10 protein-coding genes are annotated in these 12,329 nt (G+C 66.7%); 4 read left to right on the top strand and 6 right to left on the bottom strand.

Annotated features, from left to right (window positions below; translation table 11 throughout):
• Positions 1 to 256 precede the first annotated feature (256 nt).
• Both KGR00_RS02675 and KGR00_RS02670 read left to right on the top strand, forming a co-directional pair.
• The gene (locus KGR00_RS02675) at positions 257 to 1,540 is read left to right on the top strand and encodes an aromatic ring-hydroxylating dioxygenase subunit alpha (RefSeq protein WP_224417762.1); all 1,284 of its coding nucleotides are present in this window, start codon (positions 257 to 259) and stop codon (positions 1,538 to 1,540) included.
• Between the two features lie 86 nt (positions 1,541 to 1,626).
• Positions 1,627 to 2,253, top strand: coding sequence for a flavin reductase family protein (locus tag KGR00_RS02670; RefSeq protein ID WP_224417763.1), 627 nt, complete (start codon positions 1,627 to 1,629; stop codon positions 2,251 to 2,253).
• Positions 2,254 to 2,334: 81 nt separating this feature from the next.
• Here KGR00_RS02670 and KGR00_RS02665 read toward each other — a convergent pair whose 3' ends face one another.
• A complete protein-coding gene (locus KGR00_RS02665) occupies positions 2,335 to 2,574 on the bottom strand; it encodes a hypothetical protein (protein ID WP_129139046.1) in 240 nt (79 codons plus the stop codon).
• A 288-nt stretch (positions 2,575 to 2,862) separates the two neighbouring features.
• Here KGR00_RS02665 and KGR00_RS02660 point away from each other — a divergent pair, with 288 nt between their 5' ends.
• Positions 2,863 to 4,464: a BCCT family transporter gene (locus KGR00_RS02660; protein WP_224417764.1), complete on the top strand. Its 1,602-nt coding sequence runs from the start codon at positions 2,863 to 2,865 to the stop codon at positions 4,462 to 4,464.
• Positions 4,465 to 4,542: 78 nt separating this feature from the next.
• Here KGR00_RS02660 and KGR00_RS02655 read toward each other — a convergent pair whose 3' ends face one another.
• The 3 genes from KGR00_RS02655 to KGR00_RS02645 form a co-directional block, all read right to left on the bottom strand.
• A complete protein-coding gene (locus KGR00_RS02655; RefSeq protein WP_129139044.1) occupies positions 4,543 to 4,944 on the bottom strand; it encodes a DUF4168 domain-containing protein in 402 nt (133 codons plus the stop codon).
• A gap of 169 nt (positions 4,945 to 5,113) precedes the next feature.
• Positions 5,114 to 6,430, bottom strand: a complete 1,317-nt coding sequence (locus KGR00_RS02650; protein ID WP_224417765.1) for an aminotransferase class I/II-fold pyridoxal phosphate-dependent enzyme — start codon at positions 6,428 to 6,430, stop codon at positions 5,114 to 5,116.
• Between the two features lie 38 nt (positions 6,431 to 6,468).
• Positions 6,469 to 7,374 (bottom strand): MurR/RpiR family transcriptional regulator, encoded by a 906-nt coding sequence (locus KGR00_RS02645; RefSeq protein ID WP_224417766.1) that lies wholly within the window; start codon positions 7,372 to 7,374, stop codon positions 6,469 to 6,471.
• A 205-nt stretch (positions 7,375 to 7,579) separates the two neighbouring features.
• On the opposite strand from KGR00_RS02645, the gene KGR00_RS02640 reads away from it, so the two are divergent.
• Positions 7,580 to 8,566 carry a lipid A deacylase LpxR family protein gene (locus KGR00_RS02640; protein ID WP_224417767.1) on the top strand — a complete coding sequence of 329 codons (987 nt, stop codon included), beginning with the start codon at positions 7,580 to 7,582 and terminating at the stop codon, positions 8,564 to 8,566.
• A gap of 46 nt (positions 8,567 to 8,612) precedes the next feature.
• Here the strand turns inward: KGR00_RS02640 and KGR00_RS02635 are convergent, their stop codons facing one another.
• Positions 8,613 to 10,811 carry a TRAP transporter large permease subunit gene (locus tag KGR00_RS02635; RefSeq protein ID WP_224417768.1) on the bottom strand — a complete coding sequence of 733 codons (2,199 nt, stop codon included), beginning with the start codon at positions 10,809 to 10,811 and terminating at the stop codon, positions 8,613 to 8,615.
• A gap of 108 nt (positions 10,812 to 10,919) precedes the next feature.
• Positions 10,920 to 12,089, bottom strand: coding sequence for a TRAP transporter substrate-binding protein DctP (dctP, locus tag KGR00_RS02630; protein ID WP_129139039.1), 1,170 nt, complete (start codon positions 12,087 to 12,089; stop codon positions 10,920 to 10,922).
• Between the last annotated feature and the right edge of the window lie 240 nt (positions 12,090 to 12,329).

The following is a 12,329-nucleotide window of genomic DNA, read 5'->3' as shown; positions in this document are numbered from 1 at the left end:
GGGCGACTTGTCTGCCAACGACCTGCACATGTCAGGCACGTCCAGGGTCCCCCCTCGCCCCCCGGGCAGACGTCGCCCTCGATATCGTCTCAGGTCGCGCCCAGACAACCCTCATGGCCAGCGCTCGGCCACACTCGGCGCAACCGTGGTGGCTAACGGGACGTTGCCGCCACAGACACGCCGTGCATTCCCCGATCATCACCGACCGTTGTCATCGCCGTCCTCGCGGGAGGCAGCGATGCATGAGGACTCGTTCATGGACCTGATAGCTCGTTCCCCGTTCGAAGACCCCCTGGGCAGCGTCAAGGAGGCCACCGCCAACCTGTTGCACGAACGCGACCGCACCTTCTCGTTGCCCCAGGCGTTCTACAACGATCCGCGCCTGTTCGCGCTCGACATGCAGCAGATCTTCGCCAAGGAGTGGCTGTTCGCCGGCATGAGTTGCGAGATCCCCGCCAAGGGCAACTACATGACCGTCGAGGTCGGCGACAATTCGGTGATCATCGTGCGCGGTGCCGGGAACGAGATCCACGCCTTCCACAACGTCTGTCGCCACCGCGGTTCACGACTGTGCGTGCAGGAAAAGGGCAAGGTCGCCAAGCTGGTCTGTCCCTATCACCAGTGGACCTACGAGCTCGACGGTCGGCTGCTGTTCGCCGGCACCGACATGGGCGCCGACTTCGACCTGGCCAGCTACGGCCTCAAGCCGGTGCACGTGCGCAGCGCCGGGGGCTTCATGTTCATCAGCCTGGCCGAACAGCCGCCGGCCATCGACGACTTCCTGGTCTCGCTCGAGCACTACCTCGAGCCCTACGAGATGGACAACGTCAAGGTCGCGGTGGAATCGAGCATCGTCGAGCAGGCCAACTGGAAGCTGGTGATCGAGAACAACCGCGAGTGCTATCACTGCAACGGGTCCCATCCGGAACTGCTCAACTCGCTGCAGGAATTCGACGATACCGACGACCCGCGGGCCACCGCATCCTACAAGGCGCTGGTCGAGCGCAAGCAGGCCGACTGGAGCTGCCAGAACGTGCCCTGGCAGCTCACCCGCTTCGGCAAGCGCAACCGCCTGACGCGGACGCCGCTGCTCGACGGCACGGTGTCGATGACCCTGGACGGCAAGCCGGGCTGCCAGAAGCTCATGGGCCGCTTGACCGATCCCGACATGGGCTCGCTGCGCATTCTTCACCTGCCCAACTCGTGGAACCATTTCATGGGCGATCATGCGGTGGTCTTCCGGGTGATGCCGCTCGGCCCGCAGCAGACCCGGGTCACCACCAAGTGGCTGGTGCACAAGGATGCGGTCGAGGGCAAGGACTATCATCCCGAGGAACTGCGCCGGGTATGGGACGCCACCAACGACCAGGACCGGCGCCTGGCCGAGGAGAACCAGCGCGGCATCAACTCCATGGCCTACCAGCCCGGCCCCTACTCCGAGACCTACGAGTTCGGCGTGATCGACTTCCTGGACTGGTACGGCGAACGCATGCTGGCCAACCTGGGCCACGCTCCCTCGCTGCAGCTCGCCCAGGGCTGATCCGGCGGGACCGGCTCGCCGGGTGCTGGACGCCCGGCGAGTCGCATGATGGGATAGCGGCGAATCCGATTGCCACGAGGCTGCGCATGTCCCAACCATCCGACACGTCGTCGTTCGCTGCCGCCGATCTCGAGCCGGCAACCCTCTACCGCTTGATGAGCGGCTCGATCGCGCCGCGGCCGATCGCCTGGGTCTCCACCGTCGACGCCGACGGCAACGCCAATCTGGCGCCCTTCTCGTTCTTCAACGTCGCCAGCGTCGACCCGCCGATCCTCGCCTTCGCCCCGCTGCTCGACGCGCAGAGCCAGGCCAAGGACACCGTTCGCAACATCGAGGCGGTCCCCGAATGCGTGGTTCACATCAGTGGCGAAGCCCTGATCGAGGCCCTCAACGCCACCAGCGCGACCCTGCCCCCCGGCGAGGACGAATTCACCCACGCCGGACTCGACAAGGCGCCCCTGGGTGACCTGCGGGTGCCACGCATCGCCGACGCACCGATCGCCTTCGGTTGCCGGGTCCGCGAGGTGGTGCGCTTCGGCGACCGGCCGCGAGCCGGGCGTCTGGTGCTCGCCGAGATCGTCGTCATCCACGCCGACCCGGCGGTGTGGGACGGTCGCCACGTCGATATCGAGACGCTGCGCCCGGTCGGCCGTCTGGCCGGTGCCGACTACGCCCGCGTCACCGATCGCTTCGCCCTGCAAAGGCCCGACTGAGGCCATGACGCCCCGGGCCGGCTGCCCGGGGCCCCCTCTAGGCCCCCATGGGCCTCTCCAGGTGTGCGGTCCCGCGGTCGCTCACCGCAAGCCGGGCAGCAGGAAGCGCTCGATCGCCTGACGCACCGAGGGCAGCATCACGTCGGTGTGCGCCATCAGTTCCCGGACCAGTTCCTGGAGCCCCGGCACGCCCACCTCGACGTGCTTGCGCAGGGCCATCCGCGCGCAGGTCTCGGGACAGGCGTGATCGGGTATCCGCACGTCCAGCGCCTGCAGCCGGGCGCGAAAATCGTCCCCATCGATCAACTCGACAATCATCATGACGCACCTCCTGATCACCCGGGGCGGGAGCCCCTGCCGTCGACTTCTCGTCAGATAGTCAACGCTCGGCCCGGTCGGCGCAACGCCCGGCAGCCCCCGGCACCCGGGCATGCCGAGCATTGTCATGTGCATGTCGCTTCCGGGCATCTCGCCACCAGTCGAGTCTCGCACGGCCGTCGGCCCGCACGCCGAGGTCGGTTTCAGACAACCGAGCCTGCCGGCCCCGGCGAAGAATCAGCCGGTCGCGACCGCACGCCGCGGCGTGAACAACAACAACGAGGAAAGCCCATGGAACAACGAGACGGCCCCGTCATGCGCCCGGGGCAGGACAACACCCAGGTACTGGGACTGGATTTCCACAATCCGGTCTTCCCGCTTTCGGCGATCGCCATTCTGGCGTTCATCATCTACGCCCTGGTCTACCCCGACGCCGCCAACACCCAGATGGTCACCGCGCGAACCTGGGCCATCGACCATTTCGACTGGCTGTTCATGATCGCCGGCAACGTCTTCGTGATCTTCTGCCTGACGATGATCGTGCTGCCGGTGGGCCGCATTCGCCTGGGTGGCAGTGGCGCGCGACCGGAGTTCTCGACCCTGTCCTGGTTCGCCATGCTGTTTGCCGCGGGCATGGGCATCGGCCTGATGTTCTGGAGCGTCGCCGAACCGGTGGCCTATTACACCGACTGGTACGGCACCCCGCTCAACGTGCCCGCCGGTACCCCGGACGCGGCCAGCGCGGCGATGGGCGCGACGCTCTACCACTGGGGCCTGCACCCCTGGGCGATCTACGCCGTGGTGGGGCTGTCGCTGGCCTTCTTCGCCTTCAACAAGGGGCTGCCGCTGACCCTGCGTTCGGCGTTCCAGCCGCTGCTCGGCGAGCGGGTCCGCGGCTGGCCCGGGCACGTCATCGACATCGTCGCGGTTCTGGCGACCATCTTCGGCCTGGCCACCTCGCTGGGCCTGGGCGCCACCCAGGCCGCCGGCGGGCTCGCCTTCCTGTTCGACGTCCCCAACACCCTGGGCACCCAGATCGCGATCATCGTGGTGGTCAGCGCGATCGCCCTGTTCTCGGTGTGGCGCGGGCTCGACGGCGGCGTCAAGCTGTTCTCCAACATCAACATGGTGATCGCCGCGGCGCTGCTGCTGTTCGTCATCGCCGCCGGGCCGACACTGCTGATCGTCACCGGCATCGGTCACGCGAGCCTGGATTACCTGACCCACATCGTGCCGCTGTCGAACTGGATCGGTCGCGACGACACCAGCTGGTTCCATGGCTGGACGGTGTTCTACTGGGCCTGGTGGATCTCCTGGTCGCCGTTCGTCGGCATGTTCATCGCCCGGGTCTCCTACGGGCGCACCGTCCGCGAATTCCTGATCGCCGTGTTGCTGGTACCCACACTGGTGACGATCGTGTGGATGAGTGCCTTCGGCGGTACCGCGCTGTACCAGGCCGCCCACGGCATCGGCGCTCTGGCCGAGGGTATCGACGACGTCTCGCTGTCGATGTTTCACATGCTCGCCCAGTTGCCGTTGCCCGGCCTGACCTCGACACTGGCGATCGTGCTGGTGCTGGTGTTCTTCATCACCTCGTCGGACTCGGGCTCGCTGGTGATCGACAGCATCACCGCCGGCGGCAAGCTCGACGCACCGAAGGGGCAGCGCGTGTTCTGGGCGACCCTGGAAGGGGTGATCGCCGGTGCCCTGCTCTACGGCGGCGGCAGCCAGGCGCTGGGCGCGCTCCAGGCCGGCGCCGTGGCCACCGGCCTGCCGTTCACCGTGGTGCTGCTGTTGATGTGCGTCAGCCTCTACCGCGGGCTGCGTGCCGAGCAGCACCGCCGCCGGGCCCCCACCGTACCCACCGATCTCGTCGACGACGGTCGCCTCTGAGACACGGGCGACACCCGGACACACGAAGGGGGCGCCGATGCGCCCCCTTCGCGTGATTCGATGGCCCGCGGGTACGGATCAGGAATTGGCGGATTCGTTGGCCATTGACTGGACCCGCTTCATCAGTTCGGGATCCTGCTGGATCGCCTGGCCGATGGCGTTGAAGGTTTCGACCGTCAGGCCGCTGTCCTGAACGACGGACACCATCTTGTCGTTGGCCTCCTTGCGGATCTCCTGCTGCTTGGACTGGTCGTCCGCCTTCTGCAGACGCTGGGTGTAGTCCTGAGAGATCACCGCGATCTGCTGGGAGGCATCGGCAAACTTCTGCAGTTGCCCGTCGGTGAAGTCCTCGGCCGAGGGCGCAGCCTGCTGGGTCTGCTGCTGTTGCGTCTGGCTGCCGCTCTCCTGCGCCATGGCGGGCGCCGAGACCATTCCGGCGGTGAGCAGCGCAGCAGCGAACAGGGCAGTGATCCTTTGCATGTAAAACCTCCAACAACATTGATTGGTTCGTGACGTGTAGGACTGTGACGTCGCATCCGCCTCAGGGTTCCTGAATTTCGTGTAACGCATTGAAAATTCGAGTTCCCCGGTCACTACATCCGTCGCCCTCGGGCGACAGGCCAGGGCCCTCGAATCAGGCGCCCTCGGATCAGAGCCCCTCGAGCCAGGCGACGAGCGCCTCGATGCCCCCGACCAGAGCCTGCGTCGCCGGATGACCGATCGCGTCACCGTCGGCGTCGAGCAATGCAGCGCCCTCGAAATCAACATATGCCAGGCGCGCCGTCAACTGCGCCGGCTCGGCGCCGAAGGCGCTGCCCGGCAGCAGCGCGACACCCGCCTGGTCGAGCAAGCAACGGGTGAGCTCGGCGCTGGTGGTGATGCCACGGGTCGCGAGCCGCTCGCGATAGGCTTCGAAGTCCGGAAACAGGTAGAAACCGCCATCGGGGGCGTGGGTGCGTACTCCGGCGGCATCGAGGCGCGCCGCACACCACTGGCCGAGCTCGGCGAGGATCCTTCGCTGGCGCTCGACGTAGGCCGTCAGCGCCGGACTCGGCGTATAGGCCGTGATGGCGGCGTACTGGACGGGGCTGGTCACGCTCGACCAGGTCTCCGAGGCCAGCCCGATCAGGCGCTGGAACAGCTCGTCGCCCAGGGCGGCGGGCACGTGCATCACGCCCAACCGCCAACCGCCGGCGCCACACCACTTGGAAAGCCCGCTGGTGGTCACCGTGCCTTCGGGATAATCGCGGGCGAAGGCACGGTGGGCGCCGGCGTGATCGAGCATGGCGTAGATCTCGTCGGCCAGCACCAGCACGCCATGCCGCCGCGCCACCTCGACCAGCCGGCGCTGCTCGTCGGGCGTGGGCGAGAGACCGGTGGGGTTGCCCGGGGCGTTGAGGATCAGCACCTTGAGTCGCTCCGGCTCGGCCTGGCAGTGCGCCTCGAGCCGCTCGGCGGTGACCTGCCAGCGGGTCGCGAAATCCGCCGCCAGGCGGGCCGCCCGCTGACCGGCGAGCCGCGCCTGGGGCGCATAGGAGACCCAGGCCGGCGCCGGGATCAGGATGTCCGCCTCGGGAAGCGCCTTGATCAGCGCGAACAGCAGCAGCTTGCTGCCCGGCCCCACCAGCACGCGTTCGGCCTGCCAGTCGCTGCCGTCGGTGGCGCGATGAAACGCCGCCACCTGCTCGCGCAACGCCGCGAGCCCCTGCACGGGCAGGTAGGCCTTTTCGGCGGCATGCTCGGCGAGCGCCGCCACCGCCGGGGCGAAGACCGGAAACGGTGACTGGCCGAAGCCGAACTTGTAGACCCGCTTGCCATGGGCCTCGAGCAGCCGCGACTGCTCGTTGATCAACAGAGTGTCCGATGCGGGCGTGCCCGCATCGGCACGTCCGTAAGCAGCCGTCAGTCGAGCGGAGAGGGGCGCAGCGCCCGGCCGGGCGGCGTCGGAATCGGTGACCGGGGACATCGAGAACCTCCTTGGAGGGCACGGGGTGAGGAAGCGCGTCATTCGACGTGCAAGCGGGCGATCAGGGCCTCGCGGCGGCGGATGGCGGTCACCGCTTCGGGCCCCATGGCCCGAGCGATGCGCGACAGCAGCATCTCCACCAGCATGAACAGGCTGCTCATGGGGTTGAAGAAGAACGGCCCCTCGGCGGGCGCGACCAGTCGGCAGTCCGTGAGCCCTGCGAGTTGCGAACGCGGATGATTGGTCAGCGCCACGAGACCGGCACCCTGCTCGATCGCCAGCCGGCAGTAGTCGACGCTGACCCGGGTTTCGGGACGAAAGGCGATGCCGATCACCAGGTCGTCGCGGCCCAGGTCCAGGGCCCGTTCGACGTCGACGCCGGCCTGGGGCGAAACCAGTTGCACGTCACGGCGCAGATAATCCAGGTAGTAGGCCAGGTAATGGGCGGCGCCGAAGCTGGCCCTGAGACCCACTACGTGCACTCGCCGGGCGGCGATCACCGCGCGCGCGGCACGCTCGAGAAGCCGCGCGTCGAGACCCTCCGCCGCGCTGGAGAGATTGGCCATCTCCTGTTGCCAGAGCGCGCGGTCCCAAGCGGCGTCGGGCTGCGCCTCGGGCGTCTCGCCGAAATCCAGCAGCCGCTCGGCGCGGGTCGAATAGAAGGCGCCACCGGTCAGGTCGCGGCGGAACAGGGCCTGGAAGGCCTTGAAACCGGAAAAGCCCAGGGCCCGCGACAATCGGGTCAGGCGGGAGGCGTGCACGCCCTGCCACTCGGCGAGTTGCGAGATGCTCGACGTGCCCACCCGCTCGGGCTCGCCGACCAGCGCCTCGAGCAGGTCCAGCGCCTTGACGGAGAGTCGCGGGGCCTCGGGGTCGCCGCGGCGGACCCGGGCCGGAAGGGCCTGAAGCTGGGCGTAATCGGCCGGGGGCGTTGATGACGTCATGGGCGCGCTCGTTCACTGGAATACACGCCATTCTAGAGGGCTATCGCCAAACTGCAAATATTTTTACACTAAAGGAAATAAATTACCAAATCGGGATCGCGACCCGACTCGCGCGCCTGGCGGGCAGTTGGTTTCGTCGCTAACATTTGCTAAATTGATCATCAACATACGCCTTCGTATGTTTACAACCACTCAGGGAAGAGCCATGCACGCCTCATTCAACCGACCCCCCCTGGTGCTGTGTCTGGCACTGCTTGCCGCCCCCGTGGCTCAGGCCGACGACCTCTATTCGCTCAAGGTCACCAACGACCTGTTCTCGTCGGGCGACGACGGTCATTACACCAGCGGCGTCGAACTCACCCGGATCAGCCTGCCCGATGCCGATCACTGGTCACGGCGCCTGGCCGACTGGCTTCCCGGCTGGCAGGCCGGTGACGTCGACGCCGTCGGCTATCACCTGGCCCATCAGATCTACACGCCCAATGACATCGAGCGCAGCGAGCTGATCGAGGACGACCGCCCCTATGCCGGCCTGGTGATCGGTGGGGTGTCGCTCTATGACGATGTGGAGCACGACGGCTGGCGCGAGGCCTCGATGCTCGACCTGCAGCTCGGCTGGGTGGGCCCCGCCGCCGGGGGCAAGGTCCTGCAGAAGGGCGTGCATCGGATGATCGGCAGCGACCAGCCCGAAGGCTGGTCCCACCAGCTCGAGAACGAGCCGCTGATCGGCGTGGCCGGCAACAAGGCCTGGTGGTGGCAGAGCCGTGGGGCGGGCCTGGAATGGGAGTATGGCCCCAGCGCCACCTTCCAGATCGGCAACCTCTACGATTACCTGGGCGGCGGCGGCGCGGTACGTTTCGGCCGGCGACTCGACAAGAGCTTCGGCATTCCCAGCGTCGCCCCGGCCCTGGGCGGCCGCCAGGGCTTCGAGGCCGACGACGGTTTCGGCTGGTACGGTTTCCTGGGCGCCGAAGGGCGCTATATGGCCCACAACCTGCTGCTCGACGGCAACACCTTCGAGGACAGCCACAGCGTCGACCGCCGCGAGTGGGTCGGCGATCTGACCGCGGGCGTGGTGGTCAGCTGGGATCGCTGGCAGGTCGCCTTCACCAACGTGTGGCGCACCCGCGAGTTCGAGTCCCAGGACACTTCCGACCAGTTCGGCTCGCTCACCCTGTCGACCTGGCTGTAGGGGCAACGGGCGCCCGAGGGCGCCCTTGCCTGCCTTCCGGTCGATCTCACCCGTAGACCAGATCCGGCAGCCAGGTGATCAGCGCGGGAAACACGATCACCAGGAACAGCCCCAGCGCCTGAATGCCCAGAAACGGCAGCGATGAGCGGAATATCTGCGCCATGGTGATGTGCGGCGGGCACACCCCCTTGATGTAGAACAGCGCATAGCCGAACGGCGGGCTCAAGAACGACATCTGCATGTTGACCAGGTAGATCACCCCGAACCACAGCGAGACATCGGCGGCCGAGACCCCGGGCAGGCCGAACAGGCCGTCGAACTCGAGCGGCTGGATCAGCGGCACGAAGATCGGCACCGCCAGCAGCAGGATACCCACCCAGTCCAGGAACATGCCCAGCGCGATCAGCAGCAGCATCATGATCGCCAGGACGCCATAGGGCCCCAGTCCGGCACCGGAGATCAGCTCCTGAACGAAGGTCTGCCCGCCCTGCAGGATGTAGAAGCCGACGAAGATCGTCGCCCCGAAGATGATCCACATCACCATCGCGGTGGCGACCAGGGTGGTCATGCACGCCGCGTGCAGATTGGGCCAGGTCAGGCGACCGTGCATGGCGGCCACCACCATGGCGCCGAAGGTGCCGATACCCGCCGCCTCGACCGGCGTGGCCAGCCCGGTGAAGATCACCCCCAGCACCACGATCACCAGAATGATCGGCGCCAGCATGTTGCGCAGCAGACGCAGCTTCTCGCGGGTGCCGACCCGATCCTCGGACGGCAGGGCCGGCGCGGTACGCGGGTTGAGCTTGCCGCGCAGCCAGACGTAGAAGGCGTACATGCCGGCCAGCAGCAGCCCGGGGATCAGCGAACCCAGATACAGCTCGCCCACCGATTGCTGGGCGACCACGCCATAGATGATCGCCAGGATCGACGGCGGAATCAGGATACCCAGGGTGCCGCCGGCCATGATCGAGCCCAGGGCGATCTCGGGATCGTAGTGGCGCTTGAGCATCGCCGGCAGCGCGATCAGGCCCATGGTCACCACCGCCGCACCGATCACCCCGACCATCGCCGCGAGCAGCGTCGAAGCGACGATGGTGGCGATCGCCAGCCCCGCCTTGAGCCCGCCCATCCATTTGTAGACGACGTCGAACAGCTCCTCGATCAGCCCGGCCTTCTCGAGCACCGCCGCCATGAAGATGAACAGCGGGATCGCCGAGAGCTGGTAATTGGTCATCATCGGGAAGATTCGCGACGGCATCATGTTGAGCATGAACTGATCGCCGACCAGATAGAGGAACACCACGCCCAGCCCGCCGGTGACGAAGGCCAACGGCAGACCGGCCATCAGCACCAGCATCAGCGTGCCGAACATCAGCGCGGTGAGCGTACCGATCCCCACGCCGGCGAGACGGTGCTCGACGCTCAGCGCGAAGGACTCGTAGTCGTTGACCACGATGTTGACGATCTCGAACAGCAACACCACCGCCAGCACAGCCCCCAGCATCACCATCGCCCAGGCGAAGACGAGATTGCCGTCGCGCGCCTTCAGGGCGTGGCGGAAGGCCTGGAGATCGCGGATCAACTGGGCGACTCCTTGCAGCAGCAGCAGCACGGCGCCGAAGAACAGCGTGAACTTGATCGGAAAGTACTGGATCGCCCATTCGGTGAACGACACCTCGTTGGCGTAGCCGGCACCGAAGAACACGCTGTTCTGGTCCACCGACTGCGAAAAGAAGGTCCAACCGGTGGACAACAGCGCCAGGGCAAAGACGAAGAAGAAGACCGAGGTCATCAGGTCCAGCGCCGCCCGGGTCAGCGGGCGCCCGCGGGTGTAGAGAATGTCGACGCGCACGTGGCCGCCCTCGCGAAGCGCATAGGCCCCGGCCAGCAGGTACTGCATGCCGAACATCAGGAACATCGACTCGTGGACCCAGTTGGTCGGCGAGTTGAGAGCGTAGCGGACGAATACCTCGTAGCAGTAGGCGAACGGAGCGATCAGCGCCCAATAGGCCACGTAGCGGCCCGTGAAGCCGGAGATCGCATCGATCGCCCGGGTCAGGCCGTTGCCCGGGGGCCGATAGGCGGCGTCGGACGCCGCGGCGGGGGCCTCGCCGGTGGTCGAGCCACTGACCCGGCCACCACGCCGAAAGCTGCGCTCGACCAGGCCCATCACCACCAGCGGCAGGACCAGCAGCACCGCCCAGTACAGCCAATGGGGCAGCACGAAATTGACTTGTAGATTCATGGGCTCTCCCCCGTCGATGCGATCAGAAGACCGCCACGGTACCGGTATGCATGTCGTCGGAGCGCCCCGCCGCCGGCCTGGCCGACGGCGGGGTCGGGCAGGGGCCGATCAGCCGTTCAGCGAGTAGTCCTTGATGTCCTCGTCGGTCACCAGGGCCACCGCCGGGTCCTGCATGGTCTGGAGGTGAGCGCGGAACAGCCGGGTGGCATCCGGGTCCTTGTTGGCCCACTTGAACCACAGCGGGATCGCCGCCTTGCGGAAGCGGTCGGCATCGTCCTCGGAGAGGTGGATGATCTCCACGCCCTTCTCGCGATACTTGGGCCAGGCCTCGGCATTGGCCTTCTGGATCGCCGCATAGTGATCGCGGGAATAGGCCGATACCAGTTCGTGCATGAGATCCTGGGTCTGCGGCGACATGCGCTCGTAGACGCGCCGGTTGACGGCGATGTCCATCAGGTCGACGGCCTGGTGCAGGCAGGGCGTGGAGGGCGGGCCCATGATGATGTACTTGGCGACCTGCCAGAAGCCCAGTTCGTAGTTGACCGCCGCGCCGGTGTAATCGGCGGCATCGATGGTGCCCTTCTCCAGCGCCGGATAGACCTCGGAACCGGGCAAGAGCGTGGTGCGCGCGCCGATCGAGGCGAAGGTCTCGGCGACGATCCCCCCGGGCATGCGCAGCTTGATGCCCTTGAAGTCGTCGAAGCTGCGCAGTGGTACCTTGGAATGGATCAGGTTGAGATCATGATGGACATAGCCCAGCAGTTCCTGGCCCTGCTTGTGATAGAGGTCCTTGGCGATGCCGAACCCGCCGTAGGCGCCGAACATGATGTCCCACTGATGCGGCATCGACAGGCCCATGGGATAGGCGGTGAGGAAGACCCCGGCGGGCATCTTGCCGGGCCAGTAGACGGTGAACCAGTTCTGGCCGTCGAGCACCCCGTTGCGTACCGCATCGGCGACTTCGAAGGCCCCGGCCACCGCACCGGCCGGGAAGGGCTTGATGGTCACCTCGCCGCCGGTCAGCTCCTGAACGCTGTTGGCCCAGGTCTCGAAGGTCTTGTAACCCGTCGTGCCCGGTTGCCAGGAAGACTGCATACGGATCTGGATGCCCTGCTGGGCCTGAACGTTGCCGACCCAGGGCGCCGCGACCGCCACCGCGGAACCGACGGCGGCCCCCTTGAGGAAATGGCGACGCGAGGGCGATGGCGACACCGTCGTGGCCGGGGTGTCGGGGGTTGCTTGGCGGGTAGCGGGCGTATTGGGCGTTTCGTCTTGCATGGCAAGGTCTCCTGGGAATCAGGCCACCCTCGACGGGGTGATGCGGCTTGTTGTTGTACCCGTGCTGCCTGACGCGGCAGTACGTCCCGCTGTTCACAGTAGCCGAGTTGCGTTGGCTGACCACTGAATTCGTCAACGCTGTCGGACACCCGCCTCATCGGCATCGCGGCCTGAAAAGGCGCGCCGGCCGCGCCGCTTGTGACCCGCTTCTGGTCAGACCAGTTTACCCATGAACTCAAC

It is taken from the genome of Modicisalibacter sp. MOD 31.J (assembly GCF_020147985.1).
In the GTDB taxonomy this organism is placed as follows: Bacteria; Pseudomonadota; Gammaproteobacteria; order Pseudomonadales; family Halomonadaceae; genus Modicisalibacter; species Modicisalibacter coralii.
This window is presented reverse-complemented; position numbering and strand designations above follow the sequence as displayed.